This window comes from Vibrio sp. R10-SG3-ISO10 (genome assembly GCF_059834185.1).
Genome location: NZ_JCBDHG010000015.1, coordinates 67,649 through 86,530 on the forward strand (window position 1 = coordinate 67,649; position 18,882 = coordinate 86,530).

Annotated in this window: 15 protein-coding genes and 1 other annotated feature; of the genes, 7 read left to right on the forward strand and 8 right to left on the reverse strand. The window is 45.4% G+C overall.

All coding sequences use genetic code 11. From position 1 onward, the window contains the following. The first annotated feature begins 178 nt into the window (after positions 1-178). The 3 genes from AC6R16_RS07175 (at position 179) to AC6R16_RS07185 (ending at position 4,262) form a co-directional block, all read left to right on the forward strand. Positions 179-2,218 carry a sensor domain-containing protein gene (locus tag AC6R16_RS07175; RefSeq protein WP_500673989.1) on the forward strand — a complete coding sequence of 680 codons (2,040 nt, stop codon included), beginning with the start codon at positions 179-181 and terminating at the stop codon, positions 2,216-2,218. Positions 2,219-2,335: 117 nt separating this feature from the next. Further along, positions 2,336-3,349 (forward strand): ubiquinone anaerobic biosynthesis protein UbiU, encoded by a 1,014-nt coding sequence (ubiU, locus tag AC6R16_RS07180; protein ID WP_500673990.1) that lies wholly within the window; start codon positions 2,336-2,338, stop codon positions 3,347-3,349. A 34-nt stretch (positions 3,350-3,383) separates the two neighbouring features. Continuing rightward, positions 3,384-4,262: a U32 family peptidase gene (locus AC6R16_RS07185; RefSeq protein WP_500673991.1), complete on the forward strand. Its 879-nt coding sequence runs from the start codon at positions 3,384-3,386 to the stop codon at positions 4,260-4,262. A 49-nt stretch (positions 4,263-4,311) separates the two neighbouring features. On the opposite strand, the gene AC6R16_RS07190 is transcribed toward AC6R16_RS07185, so the two are convergent. From AC6R16_RS07190 to rpsO, 5 genes are all read right to left on the reverse strand, one after another. Continuing rightward, on the reverse strand, positions 4,312-5,649 hold the full coding sequence (locus AC6R16_RS07190; RefSeq protein ID WP_500641491.1) for an MATE family efflux transporter: 1,338 nt from the start codon (positions 5,647-5,649) through the stop codon (positions 4,312-4,314). Between the two features lie 45 nt (positions 5,650-5,694). Further along, positions 5,695-6,105 (reverse strand): MarR family winged helix-turn-helix transcriptional regulator, encoded by a 411-nt coding sequence (locus AC6R16_RS07195; protein WP_500673992.1) that lies wholly within the window; start codon positions 6,103-6,105, stop codon positions 5,695-5,697. Between the two features lie 109 nt (positions 6,106-6,214). Beyond that, positions 6,215-7,144 carry a lipoprotein NlpI gene (nlpI, locus tag AC6R16_RS07200; RefSeq protein WP_500641489.1) on the reverse strand — a complete coding sequence of 310 codons (930 nt, stop codon included), beginning with the start codon at positions 7,142-7,144 and terminating at the stop codon, positions 6,215-6,217. A 133-nt stretch (positions 7,145-7,277) separates the two neighbouring features. Continuing rightward, the gene (gene pnp / locus AC6R16_RS07205) at positions 7,278-9,410 is read right to left on the reverse strand and encodes a polyribonucleotide nucleotidyltransferase (protein WP_500641488.1); all 2,133 of its coding nucleotides are present in this window, start codon (positions 9,408-9,410) and stop codon (positions 7,278-7,280) included. A gap of 308 nt (positions 9,411-9,718) precedes the next feature. Continuing rightward, entirely contained in the window at positions 9,719-9,988 is a 270-nt protein-coding gene (rpsO, locus tag AC6R16_RS07210; RefSeq protein ID WP_005472830.1) for a 30S ribosomal protein S15, read from the reverse strand. Positions 9,989-10,333: 345 nt separating this feature from the next. Here rpsO and mtnN point away from each other — a divergent pair, with 345 nt between their 5' ends. The 4 genes from mtnN (at position 10,334) to AC6R16_RS07230 (ending at position 13,514) form a co-directional block, all read left to right on the forward strand. Beyond that, positions 10,334-11,029 carry a 5'-methylthioadenosine/S-adenosylhomocysteine nucleosidase gene (gene mtnN / locus AC6R16_RS07215; RefSeq protein WP_500673993.1) on the forward strand — a complete coding sequence of 232 codons (696 nt, stop codon included), beginning with the start codon at positions 10,334-10,336 and terminating at the stop codon, positions 11,027-11,029. Between the two features lie 14 nt (positions 11,030-11,043). Continuing rightward, the gene (locus AC6R16_RS07220) at positions 11,044-11,997 is read left to right on the forward strand and encodes a cobalamin biosynthesis family protein (protein WP_500673994.1); all 954 of its coding nucleotides are present in this window, start codon (positions 11,044-11,046) and stop codon (positions 11,995-11,997) included. After that, positions 11,998-12,819 (forward strand): vitamin B12 ABC transporter substrate-binding protein BtuF, encoded by an 822-nt coding sequence (gene btuF / locus AC6R16_RS07225; protein ID WP_500673995.1) that lies wholly within the window; start codon positions 11,998-12,000, stop codon positions 12,817-12,819. It begins immediately after the preceding gene. A 74-nt stretch (positions 12,820-12,893) separates the two neighbouring features. Then, positions 12,894-13,514 (forward strand): TRIC cation channel family protein, encoded by a 621-nt coding sequence (locus AC6R16_RS07230; protein ID WP_239850900.1) that lies wholly within the window; start codon positions 12,894-12,896, stop codon positions 13,512-13,514. Positions 13,515-13,815: 301 nt separating this feature from the next. Here AC6R16_RS07230 and thrC read toward each other — a convergent pair whose 3' ends face one another. From thrC to thrA, 3 genes are read right to left on the reverse strand one after another with little or no spacing between them, the layout of a single operon-like run. After that, complete coding sequence (gene thrC, locus AC6R16_RS07235; RefSeq protein WP_486787313.1) at positions 13,816-15,099, reverse strand: threonine synthase; 1,284 nt, start codon at positions 15,097-15,099, stop codon at positions 13,816-13,818. Beyond that, complete coding sequence (thrB, locus tag AC6R16_RS07240; protein WP_004743205.1) at positions 15,096-16,052, reverse strand: homoserine kinase; 957 nt, start codon at positions 16,050-16,052, stop codon at positions 15,096-15,098. Before thrB ends, thrC begins: the two co-directional genes overlap by 4 nt. 15 nt (positions 16,053-16,067) lie before the next feature. Next, on the reverse strand, positions 16,068-18,527 hold the full coding sequence (thrA, locus tag AC6R16_RS07245; protein ID WP_500673996.1) for a bifunctional aspartate kinase/homoserine dehydrogenase I: 2,460 nt from the start codon (positions 18,525-18,527) through the stop codon (positions 16,068-16,070). A 30-nt stretch (positions 18,528-18,557) separates the two neighbouring features. Next, positions 18,558-18,677, reverse strand: a sequence feature (Thr leader region). Positions 18,678-18,882: the final 205 nt, after the last annotated feature.

The window sequence follows — 18,882 nt, forward strand, 5'->3', positions numbered from 1 at the left end:
TGTTAGCTAGAATTACTCATCATAGAGTATGTTTAACTAGAGATTCCTGTTATTTATCAAAGAATCTGCGCTAAGCCTTAACTCTTTAAACTCTAGGCAATGACAGTTATAGTTATAACATCACTCACATTCGCTCCACTAGTGGATAAATTGCTCTTTGGAGAGTCGGAAAAACTTGATGCTATCGCAACAATTACAGCACTGGTTTACAAAAATCACGGCTAATAGTCCGTTTTTTTTCGCCATTTTGGATAACCAGCATAACTATGCAATGGTTAATGGCCGCTATTGCGATATCGCAGGGCTAACTCCGACTGAACTTATTGGTATGTGTGATAATCAGATAATGGGACAGCAGTTCTATGATCATCTAAAGCCATACTACGATAGAGCTTTCAAAGGCGAGTCCATTGAAGCGGAAATGACCATGGGCGATCTCGACCTAGAGACGAGCCTGCATTTCAATATCTCTCCTATCGAAAACGAAGGCAAGATAGAGCATGTTATTTTCCACGCTCTTGATACCTCCGAAAAACAAATTCTGATTCGTTCTCTTGAGGAATCGGAAGGCAAATTTTCCACGCTCACGACGCTTCTACCTGAAGGTATCTTTCTTGTAGAAGATGATTGTATTCTGTCAGCTAACCCAGCCGCCCTACGCTTGTTAGGCTTTGACTCAATTCAAGATGTGCTAGGCGAAAGCCTTTCGCGCTTATTTGTTGATGAGAAAACCAAAACCGTTTTTTCAGAATCGTTAGCCACTATGCTTGGGGAAACGCCACTGACCTGTTTGACGAGCCCTCGCTGCGGATTTGAACGTAAAGTACAACTTCAAGCAGATGCAGCGATGATTCTGGGTAGCGATTCGCAACTGATACTGATTCATGATGCGGAAGCTGCGCCTACTGCGCTTACAACCAATAAACAGGAAGATATCCACCTCGATTCGCTGACGGGTTTATACAATCGTTTTGGCTTTACCAAACGCTTAGAACAACTGATCCACAACGAAACGCCTTTGATCATGCTTTACCTCGACATTGATAACTTCAAGAACATCAATGACTCGCTGGGTCATCATATCGGTGACAAGGTGATTAAAGAAGTCTCTTCTCGCTTGAAGCGTTTGTTACCACAACAAGCGGTGTTAGGGCACTTAGGTGGGGACGAGTTTGGCATTATCTTGCCTGAACCTGAAAATAATCGCATGGCAGAAATGCTGTCGGAACGAATTATCTCCCTGATTAACCAGCCCTTTGATCTACACCATTTTAGCAAGCGTTTAGCCTGTTCGATTGGTAGTGTGGCTTACCCAGGAGATGGTAATGACGCACGTATTTTGCTGCAAAATGCCGACACGGCCATGTATGAAGCAAAAGATCGCGGCCGTAACCGTCTGATCAAGTTTAATGATCAGATGAATAAAGAAGCTCGCATGCGTTTGTGGCTTGAAATCGAACTGCAAAAAGCACTGCAGCAAAATGGGCTTGAGGTTTGGTATCAGCCAAAGGTTAATGCTCGCGATTTCAGTATCAACGGCGCAGAAGCCCTAATCCGTTGGAAGCACCCAGTCGAAGGCTATATCAGCCCTGGCGCTTTCATTCCAGTCGCAGAACGAGCAGGCTTGATTGAGCACTTAGGTCGCGTAGTAATGCGTGATGTGTTTAGCACGGTTAAGCGCTGGAAGCTGCAGGGCATTTTACCTGGACGCGTGGCGATCAACTTGTCTCCAGAACAATTCGGTAATCCAAAGCTTATCGACTATATGGAAAAGCTGCTGCGCACCACTGAGCTTGACCCAAGTTGTATCACTTTCGAACTGACAGAAAGTGCAGTCATGAGTGACAGCGAACACACTGTGCAAATGCTTAATGCGATTAAGAAGCTCGGCTTTGCGCTGTCAATTGATGACTTCGGCACAGGCTACTCTTCGCTATCTTACTTAGCACGTTTCCCTATCGATGAGCTGAAAATAGACCGCGCGTTTATCTCTGATATTGATACGCTTCCTAAACAAATCACAGTCATCGAGAACATTATCAATCTTGGTAAATCACTCGATCTCACTGTGGTCGCTGAAGGTGTCGAAACTCAGCAGCAAGCCACTCTGCTGTCTAACCTAAACTGTAACTCTATTCAGGGTTTCCATTTCTACCGTCCTCAGCCTAGACAAGAGGTTGAAGAGCTATTTGCGCAAAATCGCCGCCACAAAAACTAACCCTATTTGAGTAATTAAGCCAGAAAGTCACGCAAACCTGCTGTACATCAAATTTGCCGTTCATATTTCTTCATAAAATGCTCAGCAAATTTAGAACAGACAGTCATGGTGCGAGCAATGGAACTCCTATGCCCAGCAGGTAACTTACCTGCCTTAAAAACGGCGATTGATTGTGGTGCTGATGCGGTGTACATCGGATTTAAAGATGACACCAATGCCCGCCACTTTGCAGGTTTGAACTTCACGGGTAAGAAACTCGAAAAGGCCGTTCAATACGTTCACGACAATAACAAAAAAATTCATGTTGCCCTAAACACCTTTGCTCATCCAAATGGGTTTGAACGCTGGACCGATGCGGTCGATCGAGCCGCGCAAAGTGGTGTAGATGCTCTGATCGTGGCCGATATTGCCGTACTTGAATATGCCGCACGAAAATACCCGCAACTTGAACTTCATTTATCAGTACAAGCCTCAGCAACCAATGTCGCCGCCATTGATTTCTACAAGCAGAACTTCAATGTAAAGCGTGTTGTGCTGCCACGTGTTCTTTCCATTCATCAGGTAAAGCAGCTATCACGCAACATCACCAGTGACGTTGAGCTAGAAGTATTTGCTTTTGGTAGCCTGTGCATTATGTCTGAAGGCCGCTGCTATCTATCGTCATACATGACAGGTGAATCGCCAAATACCGTCGGTGCCTGCTCCCCAGCCAAATATGTTCGCTGGCAAGAAACTGACAATGGCCTAGAATCTCGTCTTAATGACATCCTGATTGATCGTTACAGTGAAGGTGAAAATGCAGGCTACCCTACTTTGTGTAAAGGTCGATTCACAGCGGACTTGAACGAGCAAACTAAGGCGTATCACGCCCTGGAAGAACCAACCAGTTTAAATACATTATCTATGCTACCTGAGCTCTTTGCAGCGAATGTTGCTTCGGTCAAGATTGAAGGTCGCCAACGCAGCCCAGCTTACGTTGAGCAAGTGACCCGCACTTGGCGAGCCGCAATCGATCGTTACTTGGCGAACCCAGAAGGCTATCAAGTAGAGCCAAGCTGGAATGCAACACTCGCTAATGTATCAGAAGGGACGCAAACCACACTTGGCGCATACCACCGTAAATGGCAGTAGAGCTTTACTTGTAGAGAGAACAATGGAAAACAACATGAAATACGCACTCGGCCCGCTACTCTACTTCTGGCCAAAGCAAGATGTCGAAGCGTTTTATGAGCAAGCGAAAACCAGCTCTGCAGATATTATCTATCTGGGTGAAAGTGTCTGTTCAAAACGCCGTGAAATGAAACCAGCACACTGGTTTGAGATAGCGAAGGAACTCAGTAATACTGGTAAACAAGTCGTGTTGTCGACAATGGCACTGCTCGAAGCACCAAGCGAAGTCAACGTGATGAAAAAGTACATCGACAATGGTGACTTCGCCATTGAAGCCAACGATGTCTCTGCGATTCAACTTGCCTCTGAGCGTAACGTGCCTTTCGTCGTCGGCCCCGCCGTTAATACCTACAATGCACACACCTTGAACTTGTTCTTAAAACAAGGCATGACTCGTTGGTGCATGCCAGTAGAGCTATCTCGTGAGTGGCTAGGTAATGTACTTAACCAATGTGATGAGATCGGTATTAAAGGCAAATTTGAAGTCGAGGTATTCAGTCACGGTTACCTTCCCCTAGCCTACTCGGCACGCTGCTTCACTGCCCGTGCAGAGAATAAAGCCAAGGATGATTGCGAGACTTGCTGTATCAAATATCCAACGGGCATTCAGGTAAGCAGCCAAGAAGGGCAAGAGGTGTTTAATCTCAATGGTATCCAGACTCAGTCAGGCTACTGTTACAACCTCATCAATGACTTACCAAGTATGCAAGGGTTAGTCGACGTGGTTCGCTTAAGCCCACTTGGTCTTGATACTTTCTCACAAGTAGATAAATTCCGAGCGAATGAGCAAGGTGGCAGTCCTAGTCAAATAGACAGTAGGCAATGTAATGGCTACTGGCACCAATTAGCCGGTTTGGAAGTTAAAACACTCTAAGTCTCGAACGTCATAGATACAAAAAGGGCTCAACAGAGCCCTTTTTCTATTAAGCAATCGCTTGTTCCGTCTGGTGAGTCCGATAACGACGCAGGTCTCTCATCAAAATCACTATGACTACCGCACTCAGTGCAATATTTGAAAGTGGGAAAGCAAGCCAAACTCCCGAGACACCAAGCAATTTCGGCATTAAGTATAAGAAAGGCAATTGAACTAAAATATTACCAACATTAACAAACATCGCCTTAGTGCCGTTGTTAATTGCCTGATAATAAGCCCCTGCAACCACTAGGAAACCGTCCAAGAAAAGAGCAAATAAATGCAGTCTAAAGCCTAATATTGTGTTCTCTATTAGTTTCTCATCGGTTGAGTTAAACACCGAAACAAATTCTCTAGGAAATAAGTTAATCACTGCGACAAAAGCAACGCCAATCACGATAGCTGTTGTCATGGCAATTTTAAGTAGTGCTCGGATGTTATCTTTGTTTCGCGCACCATGGTTATAGCTAACCAATGGCTGCATACCGTTTGCCACACCTTCAACAGTAAGATAATAAACGGTCACTATATAGCCAAGAATTGCATAGGCTCCAATCATCATCACATCGCCATATTGGGCGAACAAGTTATTGTGCAGCGCGACCATCACCGCACCATAGGCATACATAAAGAAGCTTGACGTACCGATGGCAAATATTTGTGGAATGACGGGTAAGCTCAAACGAACGTCACTCCACTTAAGCCTTAAGTTGGCTCTAGATGAGAAAAAGTAGGCGAGACCGAGTAATGTCACCACAGCCTGAGCAATAGCGGTCGCCAACGCCGCTCCCGCGAGCTCCCAATCCCACACGGCAATCATTAGGTAATCAAGAGCAATATTAATGACAGCACCGATGACCATCAAAATCGTCGCTAAATTTGGGTTGTCATCATTACGCAACAAAAATGGCATCGCAATGGAGCCTAAAGTAAAGATACAAGCGCCGATTAACACATCCAAATATTGCAATCCAAGTTCATAAACTTTTCCGTCAGCACCCTGCCAGCGTAAGAAGTACTCTGAAAAGAAGTACAATATGCCTGAAACAATAGGAGCTAAAACGAGCAGGAGTAATAATCCAGTCGCAAGTATTTTTTTCGCACCTTGATTGTCTCCCTCACCTTGACGGATTGATACCAAAGCGCCAGTCCCGACACCCACCAACATGCCAATACCTAGAATTGAACCAATCACAGGCCAAGCTACGTTAATGCCGGCAAGGCCATCTGCAGCAACATAGCGACCAATAAAGATCCCATCCACCACTTGGTACAAACCGTTGACCAACATTGCCGCCACGGTTGGGATTGTGTATTTCCAAAATTGTTTATAAATGGATGTTTGCATGCTTCTCTGCTCTAGTTAGCAAGGCTAACTAAATAGTTAAATGTGTTACAACAATGTTTTGTTTAATAAGCTAACTAGCTGTGCCGCTTCTTGATCAGATAACTTTGCGTTCATCGTTTCTGCAACTTCTTTATAGACGACCTTTTCCAGCGACATCGCTTTAATCGCGTTTTCAGTTAAGACGACTTTCTTTGAACGAGCATCTTCATTGCACATGATTCGTTTAACGAGCCCTTTTTTCTCTAGCCGCACGACCATATTTGAAGCAGAAGGCTTGGTCACTTTCATTTCATCAGCTAAATCTGTAATTCGGACCCCTTCAGGATAGGTCTGAACGACACGCAAATAGTCGAACTCATTAAAACTCAATAGCGACAAAGGATCTTCTTTCGCATAGACGCGCCATGCTTTGGAGCAAAAGCGCTCTAATTCTATTAAGCTAGTTTCTAAACTCATGGGGGAAATTTATTTAGTTAGCCAAGCTAACAATGTTAACGACAGATTGGCTAAGACGCAATAAAAAAGCGCTGAGTTCAGCGTTTTTCTGTTCTAAGAGCCAATGGCTCTACTGCGTTGGATTTGCCGCCTGCTGTGCTTTCGCTCTAGCGATGACTTGCGCTTGCAGATCTTCATAAATATTAGTCAATTCTAATATTGCGTATCTATGCTCTACATACTCAAAAACATTGAATGAGATCGCAAGACGGTAGAACGAAATCGCTTTGGCAATATCCTGCTCTGAGTCACTTTGTTGGTAGCGCTTACCTAGATAGAAGTACGCTTCTGTTAAGTGCTGGGCAAGAACAACTTTATCGCGTGTGCTCTCTACAATTGCTTTGAATGCTTGCTTTTCAGAAATTTCACCCAAGGTAATCGCGACCATAATCCAGCCCCACTTGTCGTTGCGATTTTGGTAGCTCTGCTCAAGTTCTTGCCTAGCGATTTCCGGTGTAATCTCTGACTTAATAATGTAGAGCCACAATGCACTGAATGGGTCACTAGAATCTTGATTGTAATGCTGCTGCATCTCTTCTAAAGCGAGATCAAAACGGCCACCATAATAGAGTGCAATCGCTCTGTTGCGCGCCGCGTAGCTATTGTCTGGTGCTAGCTCTAAAGCTGAATCAAAAGCATCGTAGGCAGCATCGAAGTTTCTTTTTTCAGTGAAGTAAACACCAAGCAAGTTGAACAGATCTGCTTGAGCCGGATAGATAGCAAGAGACTGTTCGTAATCTAATCTGGCTAGATTGCGTAACCCGACACTGTCGTAGTAGTTGCCGCGTTCGTAGAGTATTTTAGCGCGTGTTTCGTTAGGTAAATCCGTTCTGCCAAGTAGTTGGCTTAAACGTGCGATCTGAACTTCTTGCTGCAAGCTAGGCTGAAGTGCTTCTACCATTGGAGGCAGCACCCACTCAGCTTGGTGGTTCGATGTTGATGCACAGCCTGCTGTCACTAATAATGCAAGGCTAAGCGTTGCGGTTTGAAACCATTTCACAAATAAATACTCCTGTTGCTAAGCCTCAACCTAGTGTCTTCCGCATAAAAAAAGGGAGCCTAGTGCTCCCTTTATAACATGCTTTTAGTAAAATAGGCTAATTCACAAATCCGGCCTATTCACTTAAATCGCATTATGCGTCAGTTGCTGGCTTCTCTTCAGTAGCCGCTTCTTCAGTCTTTTCAACTGCTTCTTTCATGCTTAGACGTACACGGCCTTGACGGTCAATTTCAAGAACTTTTACTTGAACTTCTTGACCTTCAGCTAGGTAGTCAGACACTTTCTCAACACGCTTGTCAGCGATTTGCGAGATGTGTACTAGACCATCTTTACCTGGCAGGATAGTTACGAATGCACCGAAGTCTGCTAGACGCGCTACTTTACCTGTGTAGATGCGACCAACTTCAACTTCTGCTGTGATCTCTTCGATACGACGGATTGCTTCTTTCGCAGCTGTACCTTCAGTTGCAGCAATCTTGATTGTACCGTCGTCTTCGATTTCGATAGTTGTACCAGTCTCTTCAGTTAGAGCACGGATAACTGCACCACCTTTACCGATAACATCTTTGATCTTCTCAGCGCTGATCTTCATTGTGTGAATGCGAGGAGCGAATTCAGAGATATCTTCACGAGCACCAGAAATAGCTTCATCCATTACAGATAGGATGTGCTTACGTGCACCTTGCGCTTGGTTAAGAGCAATTTGCATGATCTCTTTAGTGATACCTTCGATCTTGATATCCATCTGAAGTGCAGTAATACCAGTGTTAGTACCTGCTACTTTAAAGTCCATATCACCTAGGTGGTCTTCGTCACCAAGGATGTCAGAAAGAACAACGAAGTCGTCGCCTTCTTTCACAAGACCCATTGCAATACCTGCAACAGAAGATTTGATTGGCACACCAGCATCCATAAGTGCTAGAGACGTACCACATACAGAAGCCATTGAAGAAGAACCGTTAGATTCAGTGATTTCTGATACTACACGTACTGTGTATGGGAACTCGTCTACAGATGGCATTACTGCAGCAATACCACGCTTAGCAAGTTTACCGTGGCCGATTTCACGACGCTTAGGAGAACCTACGAAACCAGTTTCGCCCACACAGTATGGAGGGAAGTTGTAGTGCAGTAGGAAGTGATCTTTACGCTCACCAGTTAGCTCGTCGATGATTTGAGCATCGCGCTGCGTACCTAGAGTCGCAGTTACAAGCGCCTGAGTCTCACCACGTGTGAATAGTGAAGAACCGTGAGTACGTGGAAGAACGCCAGTACGTACATCTAGTGCACGAACCATGTCTTTCTCACGACCATCGATACGTGGGTTACCCGCGATGATGCTGCGACGTACCACTGTCTTCTCTAGATCGTGGAAGATAGTGTGAATTTCTTTGGTGTTTGCTTCAGGATCTTCAGCAAGTAGAACTTCGTTTACTTCACCAGCAATAGCGTGGATACGGTCGTAACGCGCCATCTTTTCAGTGATTTGGTAAGCTTCTACAAGTTTCGCCTCTGCTAGCTCAGCAATCTTGTTTACAAGCGTAGTGTTCTCTTCTGGAGCAACCCAATCCCATGCTGGAGTCGCTACTTCAGCCGCGAATTCGTTAATCGCGTTGATAACAACTTGCTGTTGATCGTGACCGTAAACTACCGCAGATAGCATCTCTTCTTCAGTTAGGTTGTCAGCTTCTGACTCAACCATTAGAACAGCGCCTTCAGTACCTGCTACCACTAGGTCAAGCTTAGACGTTTCTAGCTCAGTGTTGCTTGGGTTAAGAACTAGTTGACCATCGATGTGACCAACACGTGCTGCACCGATAGGACCGTTGAACGGGATACCAGAGATAGCAAGTGCTGCTGAAGTACCGATCATAGTTACGATATCTGGCTGAACGTCTGGGTTCACAGATACTACAGTTGCGATAACCTGTACTTCATTTTTGAATGCATCTGGGAAAAGAGGACGGATTGGACGGTCGATTAGACGAGCCGTTAGCGTTTCGCCTTCAGAAGGACGACCTTCACGCTTGAAGAAACCACCAGGGATTTTACCTGCAGCGTAAGTACGCTCTTGGTAGTTTACTGTTAGAGGGAAGAAGTCTTGGCCTTCTACTGCTTCTTTTTTACCAACTACAGAAACGAATACTGACGTATCGTCCATAGTGACCATTACTGCTGCAGTAGCTTGACGTGCAATAACGCCAGTTTCTAGAGTAACCGTGTGGTTACCGTACTGAAACGTTTTAACAACTGGTTTTTCGAACATTGTTATTCCTTTTGGGTAGCCCTATTTAATAAGAGCATTGGAGTTAGCCCAAGGCATTACATGTTTAAACAGTCTAGAGTTTAGTTTTTAGCTCCCAATCGACCACTTACGACCAGAATCAAACGAGAAGCTAGAAACTAAATTCTATAACTGCATACGATGTAATTGTAATGCAATGAGCAAATAGAAAATGCCAATAAATATCAGCCGCCGTAGTATAGCGGGATAAATTCGGTTTGGCTAAATTTAGGTAACAAAAAAGGGGCTAAAAGCCCCTTTTTCGACAAACTGTTCTATGCAGCCGCTGATTAGCGACGTAGGCCTAGACGCTTGATTAGATCTTGGTAACGAGAAAGGTTTTTGCCTTTCAGGTAGTCAAGAAGCTTACGACGGCGAGAAACCATACGTAGAAGACCACGACGGCTGTGGTGATCGCCTTTGTGCGCTTTGAAGTGACCTTGTAGGTGGTTGATAGAAGCTGTAAGTAGAGCTACTTGAACTTCTGGTGAACCAGTATCGCCTTCAGTTTGAGCGTATTCTGCAACGATTGCTGCTTTAGTTTCTGCATTCAGAGACATAATTCTCTCCTAAATAAGAGTAGGTTAATATTTGTGCCAGCCGATCTCTGATTCAGCCGACACGAGGAGCGCGAATTATAGGGGATGAACACAGGTTAAGCAATAGGTATTTGAAAGGAAGCGAGAGTCTAGAATAGAGAGGCGAGAATCGAGAGAGTTTCCTATCAACACTTTCTAAACCAAAGGCTCATCTACCTACCTCCAAGTACGCACCTCTCGAAGGGCGAAGTCCGATCTCGATTCTCAAGCGAAGCGTTCCCGAAGGACGAAGTCCGTTCCGTTGTTGCCCTTTTCTGTTACACTTAGCCTATCCAAATCTACCTATTTGAATTAACAGGATTCCTTATGAAAATCGGCATCATCGGTGCAATGGAGCAAGAAGTCTCTATTCTTAAGCAAGCTATTGAAAACTGCCAAGAAGTCTCTAAAGCAGGTTGTACTTTCTACGCAGGTCAGCTTAATGGTGTAGAGGTAGTACTGCTTCAATCAGGCATAGGTAAAGTTGCTGCTGCAATTGGGACGACTATCCTACTTGACGAGTACCAGCCTGATGTTGTGATTAACACAGGTTCTGCAGGTGGCTTTGACTCTAGCCTAAACCTTGGTGATGTAGTTATTTCAACCGAAGTTCGTCACCACGATGCAGACGTCACAGCATTTGGCTACGAAATGGGGCAAATGGCACAGCAACCAGCGGCTTTCTTGGCTGATGAAAAACTGATGGATGTAGCTGAAAAAGCACTGGCACAAATGGGCGATAAACACGCGGTTCGCGGGCTTATTTGTACTGGCGATACGTTCGTGTGCACCGCAGAGCGTCAAACATTTATTCGCACACACTTCCCTTCAGTTATCGCTGTTGAAATGGAAGCTTCGGCTATCGCTCAAACCTGTCATCAGTTCAAAGTCCCATTTGTTGTTGTGCGTGCAATCTCTGACGTAGCCGACAAAGAAGCAGGCATGAGCTTTGATGAGTTCCTACCGCTAGCCGCTAAGAGTTCATCTGAGATGGTGATAAAAATGGTTGACCTGATGAAGTAAGCTGAAGCGATATCATGGAAGATATTTTCAATCAATTTTATTCTAATGGCGCGCTCCTCGTATTATGGGGCGCGTTGTTATTTCATCTAATCCTACCCTTCCCACGTGAGGCGCATCCCGCCATCTTGTGGCATAAGTTTGCTGAGCAGTTAGCGGACAAAGTCAACGTTAATTCCAATTATTCACAAAGCATCATCTCTGGCACTCTAGCTTGGTTGTTAATGCTATTTCCAATGCTCGCTGTCTTGATTGCGCTAAAACCGCTAGTTTGGCAACCAGAGTTGTTCGAATTGGCCTTTTTGCTGCTCGCGATTGATTGGCGTAATACTGACAAATTTACCGCCCAATTTGTCGCAGCAATGGCACGCGAAGATAAAGAGCATGCCAAAATGCTCATCAAACCGATCATCAATCGCTCGACCGCGCCTTTATCAATATTAGGGCTAGGTAAAGCGGGGGCAGAAACTCTGATCATGTCTTACGGCCGAAATGTCGTCGGCGTGCTTTTCTGGTATGCCATTGGCGGAGGTATCGGAGCTTTCATGTATCGCATGAGTGTAGAGTTGGCTCGGGCATGGTCACCAAGCAGACAACGCTTTTCACCATTTGGTATTCCCGCTATTCGTGCGGTGGCAGTGTTAGACTTTATCCCACTGAGGCTGTTTGCCATCATGATCACCCTAGGTCATAGAGCACAAGCAACCGCTCAACTACTTCGACAACAAGCCAAATCATGGCCTCTTCCCGGACCCGCGTGGTTGTTGGTTTCCGTAGGCGCTAAGCTTGAACTCTCACTCGGTGGCCCGGCGATTTATGATGGTCACAAAGCGGTACGCGCTAAACTTGGTGGTCGCATAGCACCATCAGCCATTCATATTGCTCAGGTACAAAAAACTCTTGCGTGGCGAATGTTCGCTTGGATTGTCATCCAAAGTCTTATTACGGGCTTAATCTATCAAGGAATTTAAATGCGCTTCACTATATTGCTCCTGACGGCTTTTGTTTCTCACTTTGCTGTTTCGGCTCCTGCCGAGCGCGTTATCAGCTTAGCTCCACATGCTACTGAACTTGCGTTTGCCGCAGGGCTTGGTGACAAACTCGTCGCCGTCAGTGAACGAAGTGATTACCCAGAACAAGCGCAAAAAATAGAAAAAGTCGCTAACTATCAAGGGATAAAGATCGAACGTATTATCGCCCTTCAGCCAGATCTGATTATCGCGTGGCCTTCAGGTAATCCTAACGGGGAACTCGACAAGCTTAAGCAATTTGGCCTCAATATTTACTACTCTCAAACCCATTCACTTGAAGATATTGCCGCTAACATTGAACAGCTAAGCGAATACGCTGAAGATCCGAATATCGGTAAAAACAACGCGCAAGGCTTTAGAAATCAATTAGTAGAACTAAAAAGCCGCTACAATACGGAATCCAAAGTTCGTTACTTCTATCAACTGAGTGAACAACCTATTATCACTTTGGCGCAAGGAAAGTGGCCAAGCGAAGTCTTTTCATTCTGTGGTGGTGAAAATATCTTTGAGCACAGCGCAGCGCCTTATCCGCAAGTGGGTAAAGAACAAGTCATCTTGCAAAATCCAGAAGTGATGTTTACCTCTCAGCATGCTATCGCCAATGGCAATATTTGGGCGCAGTGGAGTGAGCAACTTTCTGCAGTCAAGAACAACTATATTTGGTCATTAAATTCAGACTGGATAAATCGCCCAACGCCAAGAACGCTCAAGGCTATCGAGCAAGTTTGTGAGCATTTCGAAACAGTTAGGCGAAATCGCTAACGGTTAAACGATGAGATCTCGTACAATCCATGTTCGTTTTCGGTTCCCTTTTTTAAGTAAGAGATTTTAGTGTCATGGATTCCATGCTGCTTTATGTCGTCGACTTGTTCGGTACGGCTATTTTTGCAATTTCAGGTGTTCTATTAGCGGGTCGATTAAAAATGGACCCTTTTGGTGTAGCCGTACTAGGTAGTGTCACCGCGATTGGCGGAGGCACCATACGTGATATGGCTTTAGGCGCGACACCGGTATTTTGGATCACCGATACCAATTATTTGTGGACTATCCTAATTACTTGCTTACTTACCATGCTCATCGTCAGAAGACCTAAGCGTCTCGCATGGTGGATTTTGCCTGTCTGTGACGCAATTGGTCTCGCGGTATTTGTCGGCATTGGTGTTGAAAAGACCATGGCTTATCAAGACTCTGCCCTTGTAGCGATCATTATGGGTGTAATAACAGGCTGCGGTGGCGGTATTATCCGTGATGTACTCGCCCGAGAAGTACCTATGGTTCTTAGGAGTGAAGTGTACGCAACTGCTTGTATCATTGGTGGCGCATTCCACACTACCGCCTTAGCCATGGGTCACAGTAGCGACAGCGCATTTCTCGCAGGTGTAGCCTCGACTCTGCTCATTAGACTTGGCGCCATTCGCTGGCACTTGTCACTGCCGACGTTTGCTTTGAATCGATAGCGAGAAGCGAGAAGCGAGAAGCGAGAAGCGAGAAGCGAGAAGCGAGAAGCGAGAAGCGAGAAGCGAGAAGCGAGAAGCGAGAAGCGAGAAGCGAGAAGCGAGAAAATTTCGAAATGGTTGGCACTAAGTGTCAATCCTTTTTATTTAGGATCGCTTCGCTATGCTCGGGATGTGGGAACGAAAAACTCTCAAAGGACGAAGTCCGTTCCCGATTCTCGCGGGCGCAGCCCGATCTCAATGCAAAGCGTTCAAAAAAAGAAAGGTCGCCTAAGCGACCTTTCTAATCTTCCATTGTTTAAGATTATTTCTGCACTCGACGCAGTACTTGCTTTAGCAAGTCAAAGTCGTTCGCTAGGTCTTCAGATAGAAGTTCCATTGCTGCGTGCTTAGCGAGTGGTCCTGGTAATTCGATATCTGAACCGAGAATATCATCGACCACTTCTTTGAATTTAGCTGGGTGAGCGGTACACAGGAACAGACCCGTCTCGCCTTCTTGAAGTTGCTCATCTAAAACGCGGTAAGCGATCGCACCGTGCGGCTCACACAGGTAGCCTTGTTCATGCAGTTCTTTGACAGATTCAGCACTCTGCGCATCAGTGACCGCACCTTTACCAAGCGTCTCTAAGCCCCACTCTTTTACGCGGCATAGCTCTTCGATACGTGGCCAGTTGTTTGGTTGACTAACATCCATAGCATTCGAAGTTGTCGCCACTGTTGGCTTAGGATCCCACTTACCTGTTTCTAGGTAGCGCGGCACAGTATCATTAGCGTTAGTCGCTGCAATGAAACGTTTGATTGGCAAACCTAGTGCTTTAGCCAATAGACCTGCAGTCAAGTTACCGAAGTTGCCACTTGGTACAGAAACAACAAGATTCTCACGCTGCTCTTTGCTTAGCTGTGAAGCCGCTTCAAAGTAGTAACAGATTTGCGCCATTAGACGTGAGATGTTGATGGAGTTCGCTGAGTTAAGGCCAATCTCTTCACGCAGTGCCGCATCATCAAATGCTTGCTTAACCAAAGCCTGACAAGCGTCAAAGTCGCCATCAATGGCTACTGTGTGAATGTTCTTACCAAGCGTACAGAACAGCTTTTCTTGTAGCGGACTGATCTTACCTTTTGGATATAGGATAACGACATTGATGTCTTCCATTCCATAGAAGGCATGAGCAACTGCTGCACCCGTATCACCCGAAGTTGCGGTTAGGATGGTGATTTTACCGCCATCAGAAACAGCCGCGAGTGACTGCGCCATAAAACGACCACCAAAGTCTTTAAACGCTAATGTCGGACCATGGAATAACTCTAGCGCGTATACGCCCTCTTTAACTTTGTTAATTGGAGCTGGGAATTGGAAAGCAGCATCCACTAGCGAGTTCACTTTCTCTTCCGCAAGTTCATCACCAATTAACGCAGAAAGAATCTTTGTACTACGTGAAACAAAATCTTCTGCTAACAGGGCATCGATATCATCGAACTTAGGCAACTCTTGTGGAAAAAAAAGGCCTTGGTTACGACCTAACCCTTGGCGAACGGCTTGGCCAAAGGATACTTGTTCATCATTTTCTTTTATGTTGTACAGCTTCATAGCTCACTTCCTGTTACGTTCGAACCTTGCTTGTTGAGGCGACAAACATGGACGAATCCTTCTTCATTTTGTACGTAGTTCTGTTCAAGCCAGCGAGCAACTCGCTCAGCGACATCTTTATCTTTACAAATACTAAATAGTGTTGGGCCACTACCAGAAATACCAGTAGCTAAAGCACCGGCTGTAGCTGCATATTTACGTGCATCAGCAAAGCCTGGTAGCAGTTTCTCACGATACGGTTCAGCGATCACGTCTTTGATCATCTTCGCTGCCAATTCAGGTTGATTTGAATGACACGCATGGATAAAGCCGGCAAGATGACGACCGTGAGCAATGATATCTTGACGGCGATATTGAGAAGGTAAGATCTCACGCGCTTCAGCGGTTGAAACCTTGATCCCTGGATAAGCCATTACCCAATACCAATCGTCAAAGCATGGCACTTCCTGGCTAATAATCCCAAGCTCTTCTAGCATAAGCTGCACGCCACCTAAGTAGCATGGCGCAACGTTATCATAGTGGATGCCACCAGAAATTTGGCCTTCCATTTCACCCATGAGTGCGAGCAGTTCAGTCTCATTTAACGGCTCACCATGAAAACGGTTTAGCGCATCAAGCGCGGCAACAATCGAACATGCACTAGAGCCTAATCCAGAGCCGATTGGCATGTTCTTTTCTAACGTCATTTCCAACGCCAGCAGCGCTTCACCTTTTTTGTCTAGCTCTCTGGCAAATACTCGCCAGCAGTCATAAACAATATTTTCTTTTGGATCAGCAGGCAGCTTAGAAACAAAGTTACCTGCTGTTTTCAAACTAAATGGCTCGCTACCTGATTTAACTAAAACTCGATCACCTAGCAGAGTGCCATCAATAGGGGACACGGCCGCCCCCAACACATCGAAACCGACACTAACATTACCAATTGATGCTGGAGCGTAAACTGCTACATCCATACCACGGCTCATATCCTAAACTCCTAGCTTCCAACCTAATGTACGCATCACATCTGAGAAAACGCCGGCCGCTGTTACTTCAGTACCCGCACCATAACCGCGTAATACAAGCGGAATTGGTTGGTAGTAGCGGCTGTAGAATGCCAGTGCGTTCTCACCATCTTTAATCTTAAACATTGGATCGTTTTCATCTACAGCGGCGATGCTTACGCGGCATTGGCCATCTGCAATTTCACCCACATAACGCAGTACTTTGCCCTCTTCAGCGGCTTGAGCGGATTGCTGTTTAAAGTAAGCGTCCGCTTCTGGAAGGCGAGCCATAAACTCTTCTACGCTGCCTGAATCATCAAAACCAGGTGGCAGTGCTTGATCGACGATCACATCTTCAAGTTCAAGGTTCATCCCCGCTTCACGCGCAAGAATAAGTAGCTTACGCGCGACATCCATACCTGAAAGGTCATCACGTGGGTCAGGCTCTGTAAAGCCATTGTCTTTGGCAATGTTGGTGGCTTGGCTAAGCGTCATACCTTCATCAAGCTTACCGAAGATATAAGAGAGTGAACCAGATAAAATGCCGCTAAAACGTTCAAGTTCATCACCCGCAGAAATAAGGTTCTGTAGGTTTTCGATAACTGGCAGACCCGCACCGACCGTTGTTTCGTACATTAGTTTACGGCGTGAACTACGAGCAACATCGCGAAGCTGATGGTAGTAAGCCATGCTTGACGTATTAGCTTTCTTGTTTGGTGTGACAACGTGGAAGCCAGCAGCCAAGAAATCGGCATATTGATTGGCGATAGATTCACTCGAAGTACAATCCACCAGCACAGGGTTGATAATGTGGTTACGCTGAACAAGAGAGATCAGACGAGCCAAAGTAAACTCTTCAGAAGCATCTTTCATACGATCGCGCCAATGATCGAGTGGAAGGCCTTCACTATCTAGCAATAGCCCTTTGCTGTTTGCTAGGCCACATACTCGAAGGACAATACCTTTTTCTGCCAATTTAGCTTGCTGGCGCTGAATCTGATCCACCAGCTCACCACCGACACCACCGACACCAACCACAAACACATCGAGGAAGTGTTTCGAGTTAAATAGATTCTCATGACACGCTTTGATCGCTTCAGAGATCTTATCTTCCGGAATCACCGCTGAAATAGCGCGCTCCGAAGAACCTTGTGCGATAGCGACAATGTTGACGTTCACTTCAGCTAACGAAGAGAAGAATTGTGAAGCCACACCGCGAGATGTGCGCATACCGTCACCCACTAGCGTTACGATAGCCACGTCACTGATAAATTCGACAGGTTCTAGTAAACCGTCTTTAAGCTCAAGCTCGAAAGTCTCACTCAGTGCTTGCTCAGCAATTTCTTTGTCTTGCGCTTCAATACAGAAACTGATGCTGTATTCAGAAGAAGACTGAGTAATCAGCACGATAGAGACACCTGCCGAAGACATTGCACCGAACACTCGGCTCGCCATGCCAACCATGCCTTTCATACCCGGGCCAGACACGTTAACCATTGTTAAGTCGCTAAGCGTCGTGATGCCTTTAATTGCTAGATTATCTTCACCTGTATCTTGACCGATTAAAGTACCCGCTCCTTGTGGGTTAAAGCTGTTTTTAATCAAACAAGGAATGTGGAACTGAGCGATAGGAGCAATGGTTTTAGGGTGCAGAACGGAAGCACCAAAGTAAGAGAGTTCCATTGCTTCTTGGTAACTGAGCGATTTAAGTAGACGCGCATCATCGACTAGGCGAGGGTCACAGTTGTAGACACCATCTACGTCGGTCCAAATCTCGCAGCAATCGGCGCGCAGACACGCAGCCAATACTGCCGCTGAGTAATCTGAGCCATTTCGACCTAGCGTGACCAACTCTCCATCTTCATTGCCCGCAGTAAACCCAGGCATGATGTTGACGTGTCCTTGAGGAAGAGGGTTTTGGCGGAAGTTCTGAGTTGAAACTTCAACATCAACCATAGCTTCTAAGTGTTCGCCACGAGCAAATAAGTACTGAACAGGGTCTATCAGACTTGCCGCTTGACCTTTCGCTTCTAAAACAGCTTTCATTAGCTGGATTGAAACGCGCTCACCTTTGCTGATAATGCGAGCATTAACGTTGTCTGGGCACATACCTAAAAGGTTGATGCCATGAACGAATTGGCGTAGCTGGGTGAGAGAAGTTTTAACTTGGTTGTCGTAACCACTACCATCAATATTTGGCAGCACTTGTTTGATATCTTGGAAAAGGTCGCGGAAAGAATCTTCTAGCTCGGCAATTTGTAGCTCAGCCTCACCATTTTTCAACGCACCTTCAATCACAGAAACTAACTTGTTGGTGGTTTTACCCGGTGCTGAAAGCACAACCGCCACTTCTTCTTGCTGGGCATTATTAGCAATGATATCTGCCGCTCTTAAAAAACGATCAGCATCTGCTAATGATGAACCTCCAAACTTTAAAACTCGCATCCCTTCCTCCAAATAGGTCATAAATTGGCATAAAAAAAGGCCTGTATCTGGTGGGATACAGGCCTTTTTTTAAAATTTCTTTCGCTTAGCAGCCTGCCCCAACAATAGCGATGTCGGTAATAATAATGGTTGTGGTCATTACTAGGCTTTGGTGCTGCATATTCTTAATTATCTATACGATGTGTGTTTGCTTACCTATACGTTTACCTTATTTTTCCCGCTCTCGTCAACGAAAAGTTACTATTTTTTGTTCACACTCAGGCTCACTCGCATTCACAACCTCTCATCATGTTAATCATTAATTTCAACAACCAATGAAACCATTAGCACATATCATAATAACTAATTGCTATAT

What these genes read in the sequence shown, in the direction of transcription:
- thrB (WP_004743205.1), bottom strand. Translation starts at nt 16,052, where the DNA reads ATGGATGTAGCAGTTTACGCTCCAGCATCAATTGGTAATGTTAGTGTC.
- mtnN (WP_500673993.1), top strand. Translation starts at nt 10,334, where the DNA reads ATGAAAATCGGCATCATCGGTGCAATGGAGCAAGAAGTCTCTATTCTT.
- AC6R16_RS07185 (WP_500673991.1), top strand. Translation starts at nt 3,384, where the DNA reads ATGAAATACGCACTCGGCCCGCTACTCTACTTCTGGCCAAAGCAAGAT.
- thrC (WP_486787313.1), bottom strand. Translation starts at nt 15,099, where the DNA reads ATGAAGCTGTACAACATAAAAGAAAATGATGAACAAGTATCCTTTGGC.
- AC6R16_RS07195 (WP_500673992.1), bottom strand. Translation starts at nt 6,105, where the DNA reads ATGAGTTTAGAAACTAGCTTAATAGAATTAGAGCGCTTTTGCTCCAAA.
- AC6R16_RS07175 (WP_500673989.1), top strand. Translation starts at nt 179, where the DNA reads ATGCTATCGCAACAATTACAGCACTGGTTTACAAAAATCACGGCTAAT.
- thrA (WP_500673996.1), bottom strand. Translation starts at nt 18,527, where the DNA reads ATGCGAGTTTTAAAGTTTGGAGGTTCATCATTAGCAGATGCTGATCGT.
- pnp (WP_500641488.1), bottom strand. Translation starts at nt 9,410, where the DNA reads ATGTTCGAAAAACCAGTTGTTAAAACGTTTCAGTACGGTAACCACACG.
- rpsO (WP_005472830.1), bottom strand. Translation starts at nt 9,988, where the DNA reads ATGTCTCTGAATGCAGAAACTAAAGCAGCAATCGTTGCAGAATACGCT.
- AC6R16_RS07230 (WP_239850900.1), top strand. Translation starts at nt 12,894, where the DNA reads ATGGATTCCATGCTGCTTTATGTCGTCGACTTGTTCGGTACGGCTATT.
- btuF (WP_500673995.1), top strand. Translation starts at nt 11,998, where the DNA reads ATGCGCTTCACTATATTGCTCCTGACGGCTTTTGTTTCTCACTTTGCT.
- ubiU (WP_500673990.1), top strand. Translation starts at nt 2,336, where the DNA reads ATGGAACTCCTATGCCCAGCAGGTAACTTACCTGCCTTAAAAACGGCG.
- AC6R16_RS07220 (WP_500673994.1), top strand. Translation starts at nt 11,044, where the DNA reads ATGGAAGATATTTTCAATCAATTTTATTCTAATGGCGCGCTCCTCGTA.
- AC6R16_RS07190 (WP_500641491.1), bottom strand. Translation starts at nt 5,649, where the DNA reads ATGCAAACATCCATTTATAAACAATTTTGGAAATACACAATCCCAACC.